A 19,542-nucleotide genomic window follows, 5' to 3' on the forward strand; every position below is an offset into this window, starting at 1 on the left:
CGGTGCCTTTTGCGTGATAATACCTAAATTCGAATATCACATTTCAACACAAACTACGAAATCCAACTGGCCAAGTGAATTTCAACTTTGCCATTCAAGATTCCAACTAATTTCAAACTCATGAAAAAAGCGATTATCCCCATTCTTATCCTCGTTGTCGTAGGTATTTTTGTCTACACCAAAGCAGTAGGCACCTACAACCAATTTGTGAAAACGGAAGAAACCATCAATGGTCAGTGGGCCGAGGTGGAAACTCAATACCAACGTCGCGCAGACCTGATCCCAAACTTGGTAAACACCGTTAAAGGTTATGCTGACTTTGAAAAAGAAACCCTTGAAGGCGTGATCAATGCCCGAGCCAAGGCTACTTCTGTCAACATCAATGCTGATGAACTGACCCCAGAAAAAATTGCCCAGTTCCAAGAAGCACAAGATCAGTTAAGCGGGAGCTTGAGCAGGCTTTTGGTAGCAGTGGAGCGTTATCCTGACCTGAAAGCCAACCAAAACTTCCTTGACCTTCAGGCCCAATTAGAAGGAACTGAAAACAGGATTGCAGTAGCCAGAAGAAATTTTAACCAATCAGTACAGGCCTACAATTCTAACCTAAGAACTTTCCCCAACAATATTTTTGCGGGATGGTATGGCTTTGAGAAAAAAGGTTACTTCGAAGCCTCTGAAGGGGCTGAAAACGCACCAACGGTAGAATTCTAAATCGAACTATTTTGCCCGGCCAACACCGGGCATCTTTATTAAAAATACATTGGCCATGGCCGAAAAATTATTTACCAAAGCAGAAAAAGACCAGATCGTCGCTGCCATCAAAGCAGCAGAACTGGAAACTTCCGGAGAAATACAAGTACACCTCGAAAATCACTGTAAAGGAGAAGTCTTGGACCGAGCAGCAGATGTCTTTGCCATGCTGAAAATGCACAAGACCAAACTTCGTAATGGTGTGCTTTTTTACCTTGCAGTAGAAGACCATAAGTTAGCCATCTTAGGAGACGGAGGAATCAATAATGTCGTTCCAGATAACTTTTGGGAAAGTATCAAAGAAGCCATGATCAAACACTTCAAAAAAGAACAATTTGCTGAAGGCTTGATCACCGGAATTCGCATGTCCGGCGAAGCGCTTAAGGAACACTTTCCGTATGATGGTGATACCGATGAAAATGAACTCTCCGATGAAATCTCCTTTGGATAATATGCACTTGAAAAAAACTACTTTACTCACCCTTTTCTTCTTATTGATTGGCCAAATATTGCTGGCACAGGACGATTTTCCTGCTCGGCCTAACCCTCCCAAGCTGGTCAATGATTTCACCCAAACGCTTTCAAGTTCTGAACAAGCTGCTTTGGAAAGAAAACTGGTGGCATATAATGACAGCACCTCCACCCAAATTACCATAGTACTATTGGGCTCTGTAGGTCAATATGATATCAGTGACTACGCCTTCCAACTGGGGGACAAGTGGGGCATTGGTCAAAAGGAAAAGGACAATGGCCTGCTGATTTTGGCAGCCATGAAAGACAGAAAAGTATTTATTGCCACTGGTTATGGTTTGGAAGGCGCAGTTCCGGATGCTTTGGCCAGACGGATTGTGGACAATGTGATTGTTCCTGCCTTCAAGCGCGAAGCTTATTATGATGGACTTGACCAAGCAACTACCATGATCATCAAGTTGGCCAGTGGAGAATACGATGCAGAAAATGTAGAAAAGAAAGGTAGTCATGGCCGAGCCATTTTCTTCATTCTATTCTTCGTCTTTATCTTCGTCATCCTACCGCTTCTTCGAAACCGAAATGACAATGATAATCATATGGGCGGCCGAGGCGGTGGAGTGGACATGTTCACCACCCTAATGCTGATGAACCTGCTTGGTGGTGGCCGTAGAGGCGGTGGTGGATTTGGTAACTTCTCAGGCGGCGGTGGCAGCTTTGGAGGTGGTGGCGGAGGATTCGGCGGCTTTGGTGGCGGAAGCTTCGGCGGCGGCGGCGCTGGCGGCAGTTGGTAAAACCTGTACAAAATTAAAGACTTAAAACACCCCAAACTTGGGGTGTTTTTTTGTTTTAGGGAAATGGGTGAACCTAAAATCACAATATCCTTTTATTTATCAGAGAACCAATTCCATCCAAAAATGGTTTTAAATTACATTTCGTAACTTTGAATTTCACAAATGGCCCTTGATCATGAAGAATATCAAAAACACTTCTTTGGAAGATTTCTATCAGGAAGCAGCGGCATTTACCGGGAAAGATGTGAAGGTTCTTCTTCCCCCTGGAATCCATAAGGAGATAGGTCATTTCAATGTTTTTGATGTGGCTGAAACCATCAAAGGATTCAAGCAAAAATCAGTGATGCCCTATAACCGTTGGGCCTATTATAAGATCAGTTTGATCATCGGCAAAAACAGGGCGGAGTATGCGGACAAGGTGATCCAAGTCAAGAAAAATGCCTTGCTCTTTGGCACCCCAAAAGTCCCTTATCACTGGGTTCCTCAAGATGATAACCAAGCAGGAAGTTTTTGTGTTTTTACCGATGAGTTTTTACTCAAAAACAAAAGTGGAGTAGTCTTGGATGAGTTGCCCATTTTCAAGTCTGGAGGCTATCCCATTTTTGAAATCAGCGATGAAATTGCAGCAGAAATAAGACTGATTTTCAACAAGATGAAACAAGAAATTGCTTCAGATTATGAGTTTAAATATGACCTGCTTCGCAACTATGTCCTCGAGTTAATTCACTATGGACAAAAACTGCAGCCTGCCTCTACTTTGCATGCCAGCCAAAATGCTTCAGGGCGAATTACCTCATTATTTGTAGAACTCTTAGAACGCCAATTTCCCATCGAGTCCCCCAACCAAAAATTGCAGTTACGAACTGCCAAAGAATATGCCGACAGGTTGGCCATCCATGCCAATCACTTAAACAAGGTACTGAAAGAAACTACCGGAAAAACAACTACTGAGCTGATCAGTTCAAGGCTGGTACAGGAAGCCAAAATACTTTTAAAGCAAACCGATTGGAATGTCTCCGAAATTGCCTACAGTTTGGGTTATGAAGAAGTCGCTCACTTTTCCAACTTCTTTAAAAAGCAAACTACTATGGCTCCCCTGGCCTACCGCTCATAGTCCAATGATTTGAATTTCGCAAACCATGCATTGATTTTTGCAAACACTCCTCCGCTTTTTAACGGAACTTTGTCTTATCGATTATTAATCACTAAAAATCAATAAGATGACAAGTTCAAAAGATAAAATCGCAGTGATCACCGGAGGAAGCAGAGGGTTGGGAAGAAACATGGCCATTGCCTTGGCTAAAAAAGGAATCAACATCATTCTTACCTATCACAGCAATCAAGAGCAAGCCACAGAAGTGGTGGAAGAAATCAAAACTTTGGGTCAAAAAGCAATTGCTTATCAGTTGGACACTAGCGACATCAAGCAATTTGATACTTTCTTGCAGTCCGTGGCGGCGTATTTGAAGGAGGAAACTGGAAGTCCTAATTTTGATTTTCTAATCAATAATGCTGGAACAGCCCTTTATGCACCTTTTGCCCAAACTACGGAAGCGCAATTTGATGAAGCGATGAACATCCACTATAAAGGCGTTTTCTTTCTCACACAAAAGGCTTTGCCACAGCTCAACGAGGGAGGAAGCATCATCAATATTTCATCTGGTCTGGCCAGATTTTCCCTGCCTGGCTCTTCTGCATATGGCGCCATGAAAGGAGCGATTGAAGTACTCACCCGATACTTGGCCAAGGAACTGGGGTCAAGGCAAATCCGTGCCAATGTAGTGGCTCCGGGAGCTATCGAAACAGACTTCGGGGGCGGCCATGTCAGGGACAACAAAGAGGTCAATCAAATGGTGGCCAGCAACACCGCATTGGGACGAGCTGGATTACCAGAGGACATTGGTGGAGTCGTAGCCTTTTTATGCAGCCCCGAAGCTTCATGGATCAATGGTCAGCGAATTGAAGTTTCTGGCGGCATGTTTGTTTAAAAAAACTAATTGGAGTTTAAGGTTCTGCTCATTATGGTCATTTCATCATGATGGGCAGAAATCTAAAAAACGAAACTACTTCGGAGTACCTAATAAATAAATCACAAAACCAGGCCCTGACTTTATTTTGGCCATTTCCCAATTCATGCGATCTCCACCTTCCAAGTCATCGATCAGTTCCTGCATTTCTTCCAGGGAATAAGTTCTTAAGGAAGAAACTAACCCATCCCATAAAGCCACCAAAGGAACCACTGGAACTATATAAGTAAAGAAAAGCCTTCCCAAGCTTAAGGGAGCTATAAATGGAGTGGTCAGGAGAACGGTAATCGGTGAAAATAGCATGGCTAGCAAACTGGGCAAGCTCCTATCTTGTGCTTCGAAAATAGCTATGGGATGAGCTGCATCAACAGCATCTTGCAAAATAAGTTTGGCATCCTCATGTTTGAAATGATGAAAAGACAAAAACATGGTCCTCAAACCATTCAATTCATCGGGAACATTTCTAGCATCCACAGGCTTGTCCACATATTCAATATTATCAGCTTTGGCTTGGGTATATTCAAAAGCCTCAAGATTGGGATAATAATCCGTCAACCAGATTTTCAGGTGAGGAATCTTTTTGAGCAATGCCTCATTCAGTGAAAGTATACCTCCACCACTGCCAGAACCTAAATCTATAAAGTGACCTGTTTTGCCAGCATGAATACCTTTTACCAAAACTGGAAGTATTGGCAAAAACATTTTGGTGGCATTGGCCAAAAATCTCAAAAAGTCAGTCACATAATTTCGGAGAAAAACAGGAAACCAGGATAAATCTTCGAATTCAAATAGATGGATACGTTTCATTGAGCAAGAGCATTTAGCTTAACCCAATTTCGACAAATATCCTCATTTATAGAAACTCATGACTGTATATTCTCGCTCCACTTCTTCCAAGGCCTTACTTTTAACAGTTTCTTTGACATCCACCTGCTCTACAATGGTAAATCCAGCATGGTACATCAATTCCTCCACCTTCTCATCATCATAAAAGGTAAACCCGTACTTCGTAAAGGGAAGTGTTTCCATAAATTCTTTTTGTGCAAAAGCGATCGTAAAGCGTCCCTCTGGCTGGAGTACACGATAAATATCCTGAGCCATTTTACTGGGTTCCTTCCAAAAATAGATGGTATTTACCGTCATAATCTGATCAAAATAATCTTTCTCAAAGGGAATTTTCTGACCATCATACACATGAAAACTGGCCCTACCCGATTTAATCCATGCTTCATTGGTCATTTGAGCTTGCTGATACATCAAGTCCGAAATTTCCAATCCGGTATAATTAAGGCCAGAATTCTCAGTCAACAAAGTGCTTAAGTGATTGGCATTACCATGCCCAATTTCCAATAACAATTCCTTTCCTTCAAAGTGACAAAGTTCGATTGCTTTTTTGGTCATGGTAATATTGGACTCATGCATGGTATCTCCCACTTCTATGCCCATTTCCCCTTTTGGGTGACTCAGCTGTGCCGCAATGGCCTTCAGATCCTCTTCAGTAAATGACTGTTTCATTTATTTGAAAAACTACATTGATGATATACTAAATGACTGCTAACGAAGGTACCTAAATTTATTGGGACCGCTTATCATCGATCTTTTAAATCAAAATCCCAACTCTAAAAAACTAGCTTATCACAAAGACAAATATTTATAACAAGGAGCTAATTTTCAGTGTTTTATTTAATTTTTTAATTGTATATTAAAATCTAAACCATCTAAAACACTAACACATTTTTTGAATGCAAAAGTATATAATCGTTATTTTACTGTTTTTCTCTGTTTCTGTGCTTCATGCCCAAAAATCCCAAACTGACAGTCTCGCTAATGCAGAAGAAAGTGTGGAGAAAAAATATGATTTTAGCTTAATGCCTTTTTTGAGTTACAATAGAAACTTGAAATTCATGATCGGAGCAATTCCCATGGTCATGTATAAAACAGACCTGAAAGACACTATTTCTCCAAAATCCCTATCAGGACTCTCAGCAGTCTACACCACCAATGGCTCCTATTTCTTTGCTTTTTTCAATAAACTTTTCTTTGATGAAGACAATTGGCGGGTCAAGCTATTTGCAGTAACCGGTGACCATTATTCTCAGTTTTTTATGGATGACCAGGAATCATCTGGATTCTATGATTATGGGACCAATACAACCATCTTGAGCCTTGGTGCCCAGAGAAAAATTATCCCAGGACTTTATGGTGGTATCTCCTATACCTATTCACACTATGACACCGAATATGAGGATGATGTCCAACCTGCTTCCACCACCATTACCAATGGCCTCGATTTTAACTTTCTTTACGATACCAGAGATGAAATTTACTATCCCACTCAAGGCAGTAAATCCAACCTGAAATGGATCACTTACCCAGAATGGTTTGGAAATGATGTAGCCGCCAATAAGGTGGTCACAGAATACAACAGGTATATTTCCATGCGCGAAAATACGGATGTCCTAGCTACTCGCTTTTCTGCTAAATTTGGATTGGGAGATATTGCCTTTGAGCAACAGGAAACCATTGGAGGGAAAGATATCAGAGGTTATTCTGAAGGCAAATACAGAGGAGATGGGCTGGTGGCACTACAAGGAGAATACCGCTATAACTTTAACCCCAAAATGGGTTTGGTGGGATTTGCTGGATTGGCCACCATTTATGGATCAGACAATACAGACTTTAACTGGAAATTATACCCAGGTGCAGGTGTGGGATACCGGTACCGGGCTTTCAAAGATGTTAAATTCAATATTGGCTTGGACGCTGCTGTGGGCAAGGATGACTGGGGAATCTATTTCCGAATTGGTGAAGCTTTCTAGCCTTTATCCCTTATCACAAAGTAATAGGTCCAGCCCATCAGTAGTAGTTGAAAAGGAACCCGAAACCAAAGGTAACTCAGCCCTGGCCCATCATAGTTTCCAGTTTTGTAATTGAGATTGTCCATCGCTGCTTTGATGTTAGCAGGAAGAATGATGACGAAGAAAAGAATCAATAGCCATCCGGTCACTTTTCGAAATCCTTTGAAGTGAATCCCCAAAGCCGCAGCAAATTCTATTAAACCGGTCAAATAAATCAGCCCTTCTTTCATTGGGATAAAATCTGGTAACATTTTGCTCATTCCCTCTGGAAATAAAAAGTGCCCAAGAGCGGTAAAACCCAGCATGACAGACAGTGCCAGCTTGCCTGCCAGCGTCCACTTATAAGATTTATGGATTAGCCGAATAAGTATACCACTCAGAATAAAGACGATAATAAGTACGTAAAATGGTAACATCTTTAACCTTTTTGTTTGAGACAAATTTCCAACAAATTACGTCTTGACACCATGAACCTAGGTTAAGAAAAACACTAAATAAACGGATGTATTTTAGAAGGTTGCGTAGGTTTTTAGATGTCCATTTTCAAAAAATTATAAAGATGAAAAAATTGCTATTATTGTTTTTCTACTTTTTCATTTTCATTAGCTGCACTGATGATACCGAACCCAATTCCGTCAATATTCGATTGAGAAATGTAAGTTCCTATGATTTTAAAAATATTGTCATCAATACTGGAACGGGAAATGCAGAGTTAGGTGATTTAGATGCCAATCATACTTCTAGCTACAGGGCGTATGAATCTGCTTACAGATATGCCTATATCAAAGTAGAAATTGAAGGTGATGCTTATGTCATCCAACCTATTGATTTTGTTGGAGAAACTCCACTAAAAAACGGAAAATACACTTACCAGATCGATGCGAACGATTCTGAAGAGCAACATGGAAAATTGAGTTTAAGCTTTATTAAAGATTGATTGTAAGGAAACTATGTGGTTTATGAGATTCTTTTCCTTATCCGGCTAAGGGCTTGTGGGGTAATTCCAATATAACTGGCTATGTATTTCAAGGGAACCTTTTTGATCAGCTCTGGCCTTTCCTCGAAAAGCTTTAAGTAACGTTCCTCGGCTGTTTCTTTTAACAGTTCCAATTCCCTTTTTGCTTTCTTCAAAAATAAACCCTCAGCAGCAAATCGTCCTATTGTATTTCCAACCGTTGACTTATCATAAACGACTTGCAGATCATCATAATGAATCCTCCACAAAGTTGTAGGCACCAAGCTTTGAATGGTATAAGCGGAAGGTTTCCGAGTAATGAAAGCATCGTAAGCACTCATAAATTCTCCCTCAAAGGAAAATCCAAAAGTAAGGTCATCTAGCTCTTCAGGAATAAAATACCTAACCATTCCTGATTGAATGAAAGAAAGGTAGTTTTCCGTGTTGCCTACTTCCAGAATGCTGCTTTTAGCAGAAAAGGTCTTGGTCTGGAGTTTACTTGAAAAAATCTCCCAATCCCTATCGCTCATACCTACCTGCTGCTCAAAAAGTGTCCTGATTTTCTCCATATCACTTTTTAACCATCAAAAGTTTTGCTAGAATCAGAAGTTAGCTTGTTGATCTCATCCAGCTCTTCCGCAGTCAAATAGCGCCACTTTCCTACTGGCATGTCCAATCCCACGTTCATGATTCTTATCCGTTTGAGCTTGGTCACTTCATAATCCAAGTAAGCACACATTCTTCTGATTTGTCGATTGAGACCTTGGGTGAGCACAATCTTAAACTTTTGTTTTCCAATCTGTTCCACCTTACACTTTCTGGTCATGGTTCCTAAAATAGGAATACCGTTGGACATCTTTTGAACAAACTGTGGAGTGATCGGCTTATCCACAGTTACCACGTATTCCTTTTCATGATTGTTTTTTGCACGCAAAATCTTATTGACAATATCCCCGTCATTGGTCAAAAAAATCAAGCCTTCACTTGGCTTGTCCAGCCTACCTATTGGAAAGATCCTTTTGGGATGATTGATATAGTCAATGATATTGTTCTTCTCTCTCTTGGTATCTGTGGTACAAACAATTCCTATAGGTTTGTTAAACGCCAAATAAATAAATTCTTCCTGAGGAGGAGAAACCAACTCTCCATCCACCCTAACTTCATCTCCCTCTTCTACCTTGGTACCTAACTCTGGAACCTTGCCATTGATCGTAATCCTACCCTCCTCCAGTAATTTATCTGCAGCCCTTCTAGAACAATAACCTATCTCGCTTAAATACTTATTAATCCTGACACTTTGGCTCTCCATTTTACCTTATTGATTTTGGCTAAGCAAATTTACAGGTTTAATTTAAATGATGAAGACCCTGAAAACTAATGACGCGTTGACAACAGTAGCATTAAACAATGTTCCTCACTTCAGAAACTCCAAAAATTCAAAGTCTAAAAGATTAGAAAAACTTAAATCCCTTTGCTCATTTTGTAGTTTGTGATTTCCAAACCATTGATATTTTTGATATTTTCCTTGACGTATTGAAACCCTTTCTTTTCAAAAAATGGTTTGGCCGTTTTGCTCGCATCAGTGATGATTTCGCTTGCCCCCAATCTTTGGGCTTCGACTTCCAAAGCCTTAAGTAACCGCTCTGCTAATCCCAGCCTTTGATAATCATGATGGACATACATAAAATCCAGATAGTTTCCATTTTCCAAGGCACAAAAACCAATCACCTTGTCTTCATCCTCAGCAACTAAAAAAAACTCACTGGACAACGCCATTCGCCACCTTTCTTCATTGACAACACTAGAAATCCAAGCAGCTATCTGAGACTCACTGTAATCATTTTTACACGAATCCTGTATAGTTTCTACGTACAGCTTTTGGATCTTCGACATGTCATCCATTTTTGCCGGTCTAATCTTAATTTCGTAGGCGTTCATAATAACTACAATTTTTTGAATTAAATTAAGTAATTTTTGTCATTTATAGATTAAGCACTGATGACAAAAAGAGTTTAAAAAACGACAATAATGAGCATTTGATATAATACACTTCAAAAACAATACCTCTTTGACAATCTCTTTTTACAAAATCAGGTTAAGTTCTATTGATTTCTACTAATCTCCTAAGTTTAACTATTTTAGGATAAAAAGCTTTTAAGAATAGCATATTTTCCTATTCCAATTCACCTAATTAAAAACATAGGTACCCCTTAGAAAAGCATATTCGCAAAAAAATGCGCACAAATAATGGTAATTACAGGTTGAAAACGTGTTTTATTAACACAATTAACTTACTCATTTTAAATAATTTAACCTAGAAAATTATTTGATAAGATATTATCATTACGAAAATATTACGTATATTTACGTAAAATACTTGCTTATGAACTACGAAAAGACCACATGTAGTGTTTGTACAAATGCATCATGCATCATTAAGCGAAATGTTCACTTGTCACAATTGAGTAAATACATTGATCAAAAGAATACCATAAATTGTAGAAAAGGTCAAACTTTTATTATAGAAGGAGCTCCGGTACAAGGCCTTTATTTTGTTAATAAAGGAGCTGTAAAAGTAACCAAAACAGGGCTTAACGGGAAAGAACAAATTGTTAGGCTGGCCAAAGATGGAGAGATCATTGGTCACCGCGGTTTTGCCGCTGGTCAATTTTATCACATTGGCGCTACAGCCCTTGAAAATAGCTCCTTATGTAATTTTTCCTTGGATTCTATGAATCAAATGCTTTTAGAAATTCCAAAACTCACCTATGACTTAATGACTTTCTATGCCGAAGAGTTAAGTAGAAGCGAAACGAAAGTTAAAAAGTTTGCCCAAATGACCGTTAGAGAAAAAGTAATTGATGCCCTACTTTATATATTTAGAAAATTTGGTCAAAAAGATGATTTTTTTGATATCCAATTGTCTAGAAAAGACATTGCTGACTTTGCAGGTACTACAGATGAACAGGTAATTAGAATTCTTTCCAGCTTAAAAAAAGAGGGTCTAATTCAGACATCTGGAAAAAACATAGGTACAAAAAACGTAAATTTACTTAGAAAAGAGATCTCAGAACACAATTACTTCATTGATAGCTAAACCGTTAAAATAGCCCATATGTAAACATTAATGATAAAAACCTGCGAAACCGCAGGTTTTTTTATGGTCTAAAAAATGCTTATTACCTGTCAATATTCATAAAACTTAAATTTCATTCCTTATATGTTTGTACGTAAATACGTAATAATACTTAATTTATCTAAAAAACAACCACTACAAACATATCCAAAATGAAAAAGCTTTTACTCTTAACTGCCCTTCTGATTTGTCTTGTTAGGAACGAGGCAATGGCACAGTTCACGGTTTCTGCAGAGGTGAGACCTCGCTCAGAATTCCGAAATGGATTCAAAACACTTACTGATGATAGCAAAGACCCTGTCTTTTTCACTGAACAGCGGTCCAGACTTTATTTGGACTATCTCTCTGACGACTTCAAATTCAAGTTAGCCTTCCAGGATATAAGAATGTGGGGTGAGAGTCCACAAATATACAAAAGAGAACCAGGCAATACCTTTATCAGCGAAGCTTGGGGACAATATTTTATTTCACCTTCATTTTCAGTGAAAGCCGGTCGCCAAATTATCTCCTATGATAACCAAAGGTTTTTGGGTGGACTAGAATGGGCACAACAAGGCAGGAGACATGATGCACTTTTGTTTATCTACGAAAGCCAAGAAAGTAAAAGCCAATTACATTTTGGGTTTGCCTATAACCAAGACGCAGACACACCCGAGCCTGGGTTTATCCAAGGTGAAGGAGCAGGATTCTATAGTGTGGGTGGCAATTACAAGACCATGCAGTATGGCTGGTATCATAAAGATTTTGAGTCCACTTCATTTTCTATTCTTGCCTTAAATGCTGGCTACCAAAATGCAGACAGTACTGTTTCCAATAAGCAGACGTTTGGCTTTATTCCTTCCACCACAATCGGAAGTCTCAAGCTTGCTGGGGACTTCTATTACCAAACCGGCTCTTTCGGGGGCAGGGATGTCAATGCCTTTTTGGCGGGAATAAATGCCACCATACAAACCTCAGTGACACCATTGACCTTTGGCGTGGAATATATATCAGGAGATGATGACCCGAGTAACGATCAGATCAAAACCTTTAGCCCAGACTTTGGTACCAACCATGCCTTTAATGGCTTTATGGACTATTTCTATGTAGGACCAGCCAACGGGGCAGTCGGGGTCAATGACTTCTATCTAAAAACAAGCTGGAAGCTGGGAAAAGGAAGCCTGAAAGCTCACGCCCACCATTTTCTCACTGGCTCTACCCAAATGGATGAGATGGGCACAGAATTAAGCAAAAGCATGGGAACGGAAATCGACTTGGTATATGGAATCAACTTAAAGGGAGGTGTTACCTGGAATATAGGTTATTCCCAGATGTTTGCCACTGACACCATGGAAAGCCTCCGAGGAGGAGACAAAACCCATATGCAAAATTGGGCCTGGACCATGATCACGTTCAAACCTACCCTCTTTTCTTCAGCAAAATAATCCACTTTAACGCACCATCATTATGAAAAACTTACAAAAAAATAAATTTATCGCCATTTTGTTTCTGGCAATTGGCATCAGCAATATACTCAGCAGCTGCGGAAGCAGTGCATCTAATAAGGATAAAGAAACTGCTACCCCAACTGAAAAAAGCAGCTCCGATAAGCTCGCCGTTGAAAAACCTCAATTGACATTTGGCTTTATCAAGCTGACAGACATGGCTCCACTGGCCATTGCAAAAGAGTTGGGATTCTTTGAAGATGAAGGGCTTTATGTAACCATAGAAGCACAATCCAACTGGAAAAATGTTTTAGACCGAGTTATCGATGGACAATTAGATGGCTCACACATGTTGGCCGGCCAGCCTATTGCAGCCGGGGCTGGTTTTGGCCGACAAGCCGAGTTGGTCACTCCATTTTCCATGGATCTAAATGGAAATGGAATTACAGTTTCCAATGATGTTTGGAATAAGATGAAACCCAACATTCCTACCAATGACGATGGAATGCCGGTTCACCCTATCAAAGCTGAGGCCCTAGCTCCTGTAATTACGGAATATAAAAACAGTGGTAGACCCTTTAAAATGGGAATGGTATTTCCCGTTTCCACCCACAATTATGAAATCAGGTATTGGCTGGGTGCAGCTGGAATCAACCCCGGTTTTTATACAGAAGAAAATATCCAAGGACAGGTAGATGCGGATGTATTGCTATCGGTAACGCCACCACCACAAATGCCCGCTACACTTGAGGCAGGGACTATCTATGGCTATTGTGTAGGAGAACCTTGGAACCAACAAGCAGTCTTTAAAGGCATAGGCGTACCCGTTACCACCAACTATGATGTCTGGAAGAATAATCCCGAAAAAGTCTTTGTCATGACCAAAAAATTTGTGGATGAAAACCCAAATACAGCTATTGCCGTTACCAAAGCCCTGATTAGAGCAGGAAAATGGTTGGATACTCCCGGCAATCGTCCAAAAGCCGTAGGTATTCTATCGATGCCAGAATATGTTGGAGCGGATTCAGTCGTCATTGCCAATTCCATGACAGGCACTTTTGAATTTGAAAAAGGAGATAAGCGGTCCATGCCTGACTTTAATGTGTTCTTCCGCTATCATGCCACTTATCCATTCTATTCCGACGGAATTTGGTTCTTGACCCAAATGAGAAGATGGGGCCAAATTCCTGAAAGCAAACCCAAAGAATGGTACCATAAAACCATCAAAGACATTTACCGACCTGATATCTGGGAACAAGCAGCAGCAATACTATTACAAGAAGGCAAACTAGAAGCAGACGACATTCCCAAAACGGATGGCTACAAAGCCCCTACAGCGGAATTTATCGATGGCATATCCTACGATGGAAAAGATCCAATTGCCTATATCAACAGCTTTAAGATCGGAAATAAAAACTGAAAAAGCAGCCTTCCCAAAGTGGTCACCTTGGCTCTAGGGAGGCCGCTGACTATCCTTGAACCTCCTAAACTGTTCAAACCATGAAAGACAAAACCATCAAAACCATGAGATTCTTTGGCCTTGGCTTTTTGGAGCCATTGCTTAAAGCGCTGAGTGGTGAAGAAACTCAGAAAAATCTTACCGAATTTATTAAGAAAACCCTCTTCCCAATCGCTTCTATCTTACTGTTTATCTTGGTTTGGCATTTGGGGGCTTCAGCACTGTATAACAAGGAAGCAGAAGCCAGAATTGAAAAAGCCAAAACTGAACAAGGCGAGGAAGCCGCAAAGGCCATGGCTGACTGTATTGCTTCTGGCGATGTCAGTTGTCAGCCTAACACACTTCCATCCCCAAAGCAGGTATATCAGGCCTATATTGCCCTTTGGAAAGACCATTTACAGATTTCTGAAAACAAAAGTGACTTCAGGGAAAAAGTAGCTGATACCAATGCCCAGCGGGAGGAACAAGGCCTGTCTCCTATCACCTACACAGGGCGTCCTTCCTTTTTGGATCAGATAGGAACAAGCCTAAAAACGGTGGCCGCAGGATTCCTGCTTGCATTGTTTATCGCTGTTCCCATTGGGATCATTATCGGTCTGAGCGATGTGCTCCGAAACTCCTTCAATTGGCTAATCCAAATCTTAAAGCCTGTATCACCTGTCGTTTGGCTGTTATTGGTTTTTATGATTGTCAAAACGGTAATTACTGATCCCAATATGGACAAGTCTTTTATCATTTCTTTTATCAGCGTGGGCTTGTGTGCCATGTGGGCCACCCTTGTCAATACCAGCATGGGAGTGGCCACAGTAGACAAAGATTACATCAATGTCTCCAAAGTATTAAAGCTTAGCATCGGTAAGCAAATCTTTAAAATCATCCTCCCAGCTTCCTTCCCGTTGATCTTTACAGGTCTTAGGATTACAGTTTCGGTAGCATGGATGGTTTTGATTGCCATTGAGCTACTTGCCCAAAGCCCAGGACTAGGGTCTTTTGTTTGGGAAGAATTCCAAAACGGAGCCAGTGACTCCAACGCCAAAATCATTGTGGCCATGTTTGTGATAGGCATTATCGGGTTTCTATTGGACAGGATCATGCTAACTGTACAAAATTTCATGACATTTAGTAAAGCGTAAAACCATGCCCATCTTAGAACTTAAAAACGTCAGCAAATCCTATGGTACCAGCACTTCAAAAGTGGACGTACTTAGTAATATCAACCTCAGTGTAGAAGAAGGAGAGTTTGTGGCCATTGTAGGTTTTTCCGGGAGTGGCAAAACTACACTGATCAACATGATCAATGGGCTACAATTTCCAGATGAGGGACAGGTTCTCCTGCATGGAAATCCTGTCATTGGCCCTGGTCCTGACAGAGGTGTCATTTTCCAAAACTATTCTCTCTTGCCTTGGCTGAATGTATTCAAAAACATCAAGCTATCTGTGGATGAAGCATTTCCAAACTTATCAAAACAAGAAATAGAAAAACATATCAACAAGTACATCGAAATGGTTAATCTAAGCCATGCCGCTCATAAATATCCTAAGGAATTATCAGGCGGGATGAGACAGCGGGTATCTGTCGCCAGGGCTTTGGCTATGAACCCTGAAATATTATTGATGGATGAACCTCTAAGTGCCCTTGATGCCCTAACAAGAGGCACCTTACAGGAGGAAATTATTAAAATTTGGAGCAAAGATAAAAAGACTGCTATCCTGATTACCAATGATGTCGATGAGGGAATACTCATGGCGGATCGGATAATCCCATTGACCCCAGGCCCAAAGGCTACGCTTGGCCCAGAATTCAAAATTAATTTTAAAAGGCCAAGGGATGTAACTGAGATCAATAAAGATCCTCACTACAAAAGGTTGAGAAATGATATTCTTGAATATTTGATAGAAGTAGGAACTACCAGAAAGCAAACCAGTGATCAGAAATACATCCTCCCTGACTTGAAACCAGTCATGCCTGGTAGGGTATTCTTCGGAAGAAAGAAGAAAAACGAAAAAGTGAAATACTTCTAATCCAAAGCGCAACCATTATGAACGCAATGCTCAGTAAAGAAAACTTACATATCCCTCACCTTAACAATCAACCAGAAATGTTGGTTTGTGAGGAACTACGTAAAGTGTACCCTACACCAAAGGGGGATTACGTAGTTTTAGATGATCTTCACTTGTCCATTAAAAAAGGAGAATTCGTGTCTATTATTGGACATTCCGGCTGTGGAAAGTCCACCTTGCTTACTATGATTGCTGGCCTAAATGATGTCAGTGGTGGCAAAATCCAAGTAGATCAAGAACCTATCTCTGGAGCAGGACCAGACCGAGCAGTAGTCTTCCAATCTCCAAGCTTGTTACCTTGGCTAACCGCTCTGCAGAATGTTATGATAGGCGTAAAGCAGGTATTTCCTCATGCCAGCAAAGCGGAAAAACTGGACATTTGTAAATACTATTTGGACAAAGTTGGCTTGGGAAATGATTTTGATAAAAAAGCCACTTCATTGTCACAAGGTATGCAACAACGGGTAGGCATTGCCAGGGCCTTTGCGCTGAAACCTAAAATCCTTTTACTGGATGAACCTTTTGGGATGCTGGATTCATTGACCAGAGGAGAGTTGCAAGATGTGCTTTTGGAAATATGGCAAAAGGAAAAAATCACCGCCGTTGCCATCACCCATGACGTAGATGAATCTATTTTTCTGGCAGATCGTGTCATCATGATGACCAGTGGTCCTTATGCCAAAATTGGCGATGAACTAGTCATTCCCTTTGAAAGACCCCGCATAAGAAAAGAAGTTTTGGAACACCCAGCATACTATGATTACCGAGGATACCTGATGGACTTCCTCAACCATTAAACCATACCTATTCAGGTCACTACTAATTCCATGAAGGAAAATCATAATGGTTTTCCTTTCATTTTATTAAATTCCTAACTTGCCACCTTTCTTACCTATGCCCGTAAAATATTTAGCATGGAAAACTGGTTGCAAGAAACGATTTTGGAAGGGGATAAAGTCAAATTGATTCCTTTACAAAAATCCCATAGAAACGAACTTTTGGAGGTCGCTTTGGACGGTAAACTTTGGGAACTTTGGTTTACCTCAGTGCCATCTGCAGAGACCATTGATCAGTATCTCTCCAAAGCAATGGAGGAAAAAGCAGCTCAAGCTTCTTTGCCCTTTGTGATCATAGACAAAAGCAGCCAGAAGATCGTGGGATGCACCAGATTCTGCAACGCTGCGGTAATACATAGAAGATTAGAGATTGGCTATACCTGGTATGCCAAAAGCGCACAAAGAACTGGGATAAATACCGAGTGCAAATACCTCATGCTCCAATATGCTTTTGAGCACTTAAACTGTATTGCTGTCCAATTCAAAACAGATTGGTTCAACCTTCCTTCCAGAAATGCCATTAGTCGCCTGGGCGCCAAACAAGACGGTGTGCTCAGAAATGACCGCTTAAATGCTGATGGAACCTACAGGGATACCGTGGTATTCTCCATCATCAAACAAGAATGGCATGGGGTAAAAAAGAACTTAAAATACAAAATGAAACATTACCGCAACCTTGGATCAACCACGGCATAACCTCTATTTTATCCAAACATTCTTTTCATTCACTCGTTTGAACTAGCTTATCGATCAACTTAAATTCATGAAATCTAAACTCATTCTCCTTATCTCCCTATTTGCTTTGGCCATGAACTATTCCAATGCACAGAGTCCAATAAAACCGGAAAATCTGCCTTTTGACGACATTACCGAATATCCTGACACCTATGCTCCGGGCAGTGTGGCGGCCAGAATGGTAGAAAGTCTTGGTTTTAGGTATCGTTATGCCTCTCAAGATTTAAAAACATCAGATTTTGGTTTCAAAGCGGAAGAAGAAGCCAGAACCATTGGAGAAACTATCGAACACATTTATGGCTTGAGCATGGTCATCAGAAATGCAGTGATTCAAGAGCCTTACAAAAAAATCACCTCAACCGATCCCATGGTAATCAGAGCGGAAACACTTCATGTGCTCAAAGCCACTTATGACCATTTGATCGGAATGGACGAAGCTGAATTAAATAAAATTACCATTAAGGAATCCTACCCTTTTTGGGTGGTAATCAATGGGCCTTTGGCTGATGCCCTTTGGCATAGTGGACAGATCGCCACATTGCGTCGCGCCAACGGCAATCCCATGCCCAAAGGCGTCAATGTTTTCTTAGGAAAATATGAGGAAGTCAAATAAGGTTATTAATCATTAAGGGATTATTGGCTTGATATAATCCCTTAAACTTTTACCACCTTGTCCTTCAAGTAATTGAAATATCATATTTGTCCAGCAAACCCTGAATATTGGCTCGGCTGAACTTTGCTTTTTTCATAATATTGCTTGCCGGGTCGATGGAAAAATTTTCTGCAGTTCTAAAGTCCACTTTGGAAAGATTGGCCCGGTCAAAAACAGCCTGTCTTAAATCACAATTGGTAAAAGAAGAACCTGTCAAATCAGTTTCTACAAATTCTACCTCTTCAAGTTTACAATTCTTAAAAATCGTCTTCTGCAATTTCAAGGCATAAAATGACGAGAAATCCAACTGACAAGCATCAAAGGAAAAAGTGAGTAAAAACTGATTACACTTGTCAAAACGTAATCCCAATAACTTACAGTTTATAAAGCAAGCATCCTGAAAAGCAGTGTTTTGCAATCGGGCATTGCTGAAATCACAATGGTCAAACTCACATTCCATAAAACTGATATCCCTTAGGTCCAGTCCAGAAAAATTGCACTTACTAAAAGTACAGGATTCATATTCTCCATATGTTAACTTCTCCTGGCTAAAATCCAGTCCAGAAAATTCCTCACTATCGATATAAGCTTTATTCATACTTTAAAATTATAACAGTAGATTCAATTTCAGAAATCAAATGACCTTCTCTCCGATCATTCCAATCATAAAACCCAAGCAAGCCCCAATGGCACCCCATTGATGGTTTTTCATTTTTCCTTCCGGAGCTATGTCCTGAAAGATCAAAAACAAAATACCACCACTGGCAAAGACCATCAAATGCGCCGTGATGTCTGGATGATCTCTTAGAAAGAAATGACCAATCAATGCACCCAAAATTCCAGCAAAACTTAAAAAAAACAGCATGGTCAAGGTCTTCTTTACAGTAAATCCACTCAAGACCAAATCCCTGAATGAGTTAAAGGCTTCGGGCAAATTTTGTAAACCAATAAAAACCGCCAGTAAAGTTCCTGTTGCCGGGTCGCTGGCAAAAAGCGCACCTAAGGCAATGGACTCCGGCACAAAATCCATCAACATGGCCAACAGTTGGGCCATTTTTCCTTTGCTTTTAGATAACTGTCTATCGATTAAAAAGAATACCACTGACCCTAAGGAAAAAGAAACGAGCATTGGCCAAAGTGAGAGTTCCTCCAAACCTTTGGGCACTAAAACCAAAGCCACTGCAGATAAAATAATACCCCCACCAAAAGCAACGGCAGTATGAGTAATCTCATACTTTACTTGTCGCTTCTTGATATGATGATTAAAGGCATTTCCCAATAAGCCACCGATAAAAACAGTGATACCCGAAAACCCTGCATATAAAATGATTTTGGTGATGATGTCCATTTGGCCGCCAATTTGTCTGAAATTCTAAATGAAAATTAG

Annotated in this window: 23 protein-coding genes; 15 read left to right on the plus strand and 8 right to left on the minus strand. The window is 40.4% G+C overall.

The annotated features are described in order from the left end of the window. Positions 1-120: 120 nt before the first annotated feature. The 5 genes from JL001_RS05575 (at position 121) to JL001_RS05595 (ending at position 4,000) form a co-directional block, all read left to right on the plus strand. Entirely contained in the window at positions 121-711 is a 591-nt protein-coding gene (locus JL001_RS05575; protein WP_200975153.1) for a LemA family protein, read from the plus strand. A 55-nt stretch (positions 712-766) separates the two neighbouring features. Then, on the plus strand, positions 767-1,201 hold the full coding sequence (locus JL001_RS05580; RefSeq protein ID WP_200975154.1) for a TPM domain-containing protein: 435 nt from the start codon (positions 767-769) through the stop codon (positions 1,199-1,201). Then, positions 1,182-2,012, plus strand: coding sequence for a YgcG family protein (locus tag JL001_RS05585; protein ID WP_200975155.1), 831 nt, complete (start codon positions 1,182-1,184; stop codon positions 2,010-2,012). Before JL001_RS05580 ends, JL001_RS05585 begins: the two co-directional genes overlap by 20 nt. A 184-nt stretch (positions 2,013-2,196) precedes the next feature. Next, positions 2,197-3,126: an AraC family transcriptional regulator gene (locus JL001_RS05590; RefSeq protein ID WP_236252963.1), complete on the plus strand. Its 930-nt coding sequence runs from the start codon at positions 2,197-2,199 to the stop codon at positions 3,124-3,126. A gap of 106 nt (positions 3,127-3,232) precedes the next feature. Then, entirely contained in the window at positions 3,233-4,000 is a 768-nt protein-coding gene (locus tag JL001_RS05595) for an SDR family NAD(P)-dependent oxidoreductase (RefSeq protein WP_200975157.1), read from the plus strand. A gap of 75 nt (positions 4,001-4,075) precedes the next feature. Here the strand turns inward: JL001_RS05595 and JL001_RS05600 are convergent, their stop codons facing one another. Continuing rightward, on the minus strand, positions 4,076-4,846 hold the full coding sequence (locus JL001_RS05600; protein ID WP_200975158.1) for a hypothetical protein: 771 nt from the start codon (positions 4,844-4,846) through the stop codon (positions 4,076-4,078). 42 nt (positions 4,847-4,888) lie between these two features. After that, positions 4,889-5,554 carry a class I SAM-dependent methyltransferase gene (locus JL001_RS05605; RefSeq protein WP_200975159.1) on the minus strand — a complete coding sequence of 222 codons (666 nt, stop codon included), beginning with the start codon at positions 5,552-5,554 and terminating at the stop codon, positions 4,889-4,891. A 227-nt stretch (positions 5,555-5,781) separates the two neighbouring features. Here JL001_RS05605 and JL001_RS05610 point away from each other — a divergent pair, with 227 nt between their 5' ends. After that, complete coding sequence (locus JL001_RS05610; protein ID WP_200975160.1) at positions 5,782-6,858, plus strand: BamA/TamA family outer membrane protein; 1,077 nt, start codon at positions 5,782-5,784, stop codon at positions 6,856-6,858. On the opposite strand, the gene JL001_RS05615 is transcribed toward JL001_RS05610, so the two are convergent. Next, positions 6,855-7,313, minus strand: a complete 459-nt coding sequence (locus JL001_RS05615; protein WP_200975161.1) for a hypothetical protein — start codon at positions 7,311-7,313, stop codon at positions 6,855-6,857. The two genes, JL001_RS05610 and JL001_RS05615, sit on opposite strands and share 4 nt — an antisense overlap. A gap of 143 nt (positions 7,314-7,456) precedes the next feature. On the opposite strand from JL001_RS05615, the gene JL001_RS05620 reads away from it, so the two are divergent. Continuing rightward, complete coding sequence (locus JL001_RS05620; RefSeq protein WP_200975162.1) at positions 7,457-7,834, plus strand: hypothetical protein; 378 nt, start codon at positions 7,457-7,459, stop codon at positions 7,832-7,834. 20 nt (positions 7,835-7,854) lie between these two features. Here JL001_RS05620 and JL001_RS05625 read toward each other — a convergent pair whose 3' ends face one another. From JL001_RS05625 to JL001_RS05635, 3 genes are all read right to left on the minus strand, one after another. Beyond that, positions 7,855-8,421, minus strand: coding sequence for a Crp/Fnr family transcriptional regulator (locus JL001_RS05625; RefSeq protein WP_200975163.1), 567 nt, complete (start codon positions 8,419-8,421; stop codon positions 7,855-7,857). An 8-nt stretch (positions 8,422-8,429) separates the two neighbouring features. After that, a complete protein-coding gene (rluF, locus tag JL001_RS05630; protein WP_200975164.1) occupies positions 8,430-9,161 on the minus strand; it encodes a 23S rRNA pseudouridine(2604) synthase RluF in 732 nt (243 codons plus the stop codon). Positions 9,162-9,313: 152 nt separating this feature from the next. After that, positions 9,314-9,790: a GNAT family N-acetyltransferase gene (locus JL001_RS05635; protein WP_200975165.1), complete on the minus strand. Its 477-nt coding sequence runs from the start codon at positions 9,788-9,790 to the stop codon at positions 9,314-9,316. Between the two features lie 445 nt (positions 9,791-10,235). On the opposite strand from JL001_RS05635, the gene JL001_RS05640 reads away from it, so the two are divergent. From JL001_RS05640 to JL001_RS05675, 8 genes are all read left to right on the plus strand, one after another. Beyond that, positions 10,236-10,949, plus strand: a complete 714-nt coding sequence (locus JL001_RS05640; protein ID WP_200975166.1) for a Crp/Fnr family transcriptional regulator — start codon at positions 10,236-10,238, stop codon at positions 10,947-10,949. A 191-nt stretch (positions 10,950-11,140) separates the two neighbouring features. Beyond that, positions 11,141-12,412 carry an alginate export family protein gene (locus JL001_RS05645; protein WP_200975167.1) on the plus strand — a complete coding sequence of 424 codons (1,272 nt, stop codon included), beginning with the start codon at positions 11,141-11,143 and terminating at the stop codon, positions 12,410-12,412. 22 nt (positions 12,413-12,434) lie between these two features. Then, on the plus strand, positions 12,435-13,832 hold the full coding sequence (locus JL001_RS05650) for a CmpA/NrtA family ABC transporter substrate-binding protein (protein ID WP_200975168.1): 1,398 nt from the start codon (positions 12,435-12,437) through the stop codon (positions 13,830-13,832). Between the two features lie 80 nt (positions 13,833-13,912). Continuing rightward, entirely contained in the window at positions 13,913-15,004 is a 1,092-nt protein-coding gene (locus JL001_RS05655) for an ABC transporter permease (protein ID WP_200975169.1), read from the plus strand. A gap of 4 nt (positions 15,005-15,008) precedes the next feature. Continuing rightward, positions 15,009-15,893 (plus strand): ABC transporter ATP-binding protein, encoded by an 885-nt coding sequence (locus tag JL001_RS05660; RefSeq protein WP_200975170.1) that lies wholly within the window; start codon positions 15,009-15,011, stop codon positions 15,891-15,893. A 17-nt stretch (positions 15,894-15,910) separates the two neighbouring features. After that, entirely contained in the window at positions 15,911-16,729 is an 819-nt protein-coding gene (locus JL001_RS05665) for an ABC transporter ATP-binding protein (RefSeq protein ID WP_200975171.1), read from the plus strand. Between the two features lie 117 nt (positions 16,730-16,846). Then, on the plus strand, positions 16,847-17,464 hold the full coding sequence (locus JL001_RS05670; RefSeq protein WP_200975172.1) for a GNAT family N-acetyltransferase: 618 nt from the start codon (positions 16,847-16,849) through the stop codon (positions 17,462-17,464). A gap of 67 nt (positions 17,465-17,531) precedes the next feature. Then, positions 17,532-18,116 (plus strand): hypothetical protein, encoded by a 585-nt coding sequence (locus tag JL001_RS05675; protein WP_200975173.1) that lies wholly within the window; start codon positions 17,532-17,534, stop codon positions 18,114-18,116. A 64-nt stretch (positions 18,117-18,180) separates the two neighbouring features. Here the strand turns inward: JL001_RS05675 and JL001_RS05680 are convergent, their stop codons facing one another. Then, positions 18,181-18,753, minus strand: a complete 573-nt coding sequence (locus JL001_RS05680; RefSeq protein WP_200975174.1) for a pentapeptide repeat-containing protein — start codon at positions 18,751-18,753, stop codon at positions 18,181-18,183. Between the two features lie 36 nt (positions 18,754-18,789). Beyond that, positions 18,790-19,503 (minus strand): ZIP family metal transporter, encoded by a 714-nt coding sequence (locus JL001_RS05685; protein WP_200975175.1) that lies wholly within the window; start codon positions 19,501-19,503, stop codon positions 18,790-18,792. Between the last annotated feature and the right edge of the window lie 39 nt (positions 19,504-19,542).

It is taken from the genome of Echinicola sp. 20G, from assembly GCF_015533855.1.
Classification (GTDB): domain Bacteria; phylum Bacteroidota; class Bacteroidia; order Cytophagales; family Cyclobacteriaceae; genus Echinicola.

What these genes read in the sequence shown, in the direction of transcription:
- JL001_RS05575 (WP_200975153.1), top strand. Translation starts at nt 121, where the DNA reads ATGAAAAAAGCGATTATCCCCATTCTTATCCTCGTTGTCGTAGGTATT.
- JL001_RS05580 (WP_200975154.1), top strand. Translation starts at nt 767, where the DNA reads ATGGCCGAAAAATTATTTACCAAAGCAGAAAAAGACCAGATCGTCGCT.
- JL001_RS05585 (WP_200975155.1), top strand. Translation starts at nt 1,182, where the DNA reads ATGAAATCTCCTTTGGATAATATGCACTTGAAAAAAACTACTTTACTC.
- JL001_RS05595 (WP_200975157.1), top strand. Translation starts at nt 3,233, where the DNA reads ATGACAAGTTCAAAAGATAAAATCGCAGTGATCACCGGAGGAAGCAGA.
- JL001_RS05600 (WP_200975158.1), bottom strand. Translation starts at nt 4,846, where the DNA reads ATGAAACGTATCCATCTATTTGAATTCGAAGATTTATCCTGGTTTCCT.
- JL001_RS05605 (WP_200975159.1), bottom strand. Translation starts at nt 5,554, where the DNA reads ATGAAACAGTCATTTACTGAAGAGGATCTGAAGGCCATTGCGGCACAG.
- JL001_RS05610 (WP_200975160.1), top strand. Translation starts at nt 5,782, where the DNA reads ATGCAAAAGTATATAATCGTTATTTTACTGTTTTTCTCTGTTTCTGTG.
- JL001_RS05615 (WP_200975161.1), bottom strand. Translation starts at nt 7,313, where the DNA reads ATGTTACCATTTTACGTACTTATTATCGTCTTTATTCTGAGTGGTATA.
- JL001_RS05620 (WP_200975162.1), top strand. Translation starts at nt 7,457, where the DNA reads ATGAAAAAATTGCTATTATTGTTTTTCTACTTTTTCATTTTCATTAGC.
- JL001_RS05625 (WP_200975163.1), bottom strand. Translation starts at nt 8,421, where the DNA reads ATGGAGAAAATCAGGACACTTTTTGAGCAGCAGGTAGGTATGAGCGAT.
- rluF (WP_200975164.1), bottom strand. Translation starts at nt 9,161, where the DNA reads ATGGAGAGCCAAAGTGTCAGGATTAATAAGTATTTAAGCGAGATAGGT.
- JL001_RS05635 (WP_200975165.1), bottom strand. Translation starts at nt 9,790, where the DNA reads ATGAACGCCTACGAAATTAAGATTAGACCGGCAAAAATGGATGACATG.
- JL001_RS05640 (WP_200975166.1), top strand. Translation starts at nt 10,236, where the DNA reads ATGAACTACGAAAAGACCACATGTAGTGTTTGTACAAATGCATCATGC.
- JL001_RS05645 (WP_200975167.1), top strand. Translation starts at nt 11,141, where the DNA reads ATGAAAAAGCTTTTACTCTTAACTGCCCTTCTGATTTGTCTTGTTAGG.
- JL001_RS05650 (WP_200975168.1), top strand. Translation starts at nt 12,435, where the DNA reads ATGAAAAACTTACAAAAAAATAAATTTATCGCCATTTTGTTTCTGGCA.
- JL001_RS05655 (WP_200975169.1), top strand. Translation starts at nt 13,913, where the DNA reads ATGAAAGACAAAACCATCAAAACCATGAGATTCTTTGGCCTTGGCTTT.
- JL001_RS05660 (WP_200975170.1), top strand. Translation starts at nt 15,009, where the DNA reads ATGCCCATCTTAGAACTTAAAAACGTCAGCAAATCCTATGGTACCAGC.
- JL001_RS05665 (WP_200975171.1), top strand. Translation starts at nt 15,911, where the DNA reads ATGAACGCAATGCTCAGTAAAGAAAACTTACATATCCCTCACCTTAAC.
- JL001_RS05670 (WP_200975172.1), top strand. Translation starts at nt 16,847, where the DNA reads ATGGAAAACTGGTTGCAAGAAACGATTTTGGAAGGGGATAAAGTCAAA.
- JL001_RS05675 (WP_200975173.1), top strand. Translation starts at nt 17,532, where the DNA reads ATGAAATCTAAACTCATTCTCCTTATCTCCCTATTTGCTTTGGCCATG.
- JL001_RS05680 (WP_200975174.1), bottom strand. Translation starts at nt 18,753, where the DNA reads ATGAATAAAGCTTATATCGATAGTGAGGAATTTTCTGGACTGGATTTT.
- JL001_RS05685 (WP_200975175.1), bottom strand. Translation starts at nt 19,503, where the DNA reads ATGGACATCATCACCAAAATCATTTTATATGCAGGGTTTTCGGGTATC.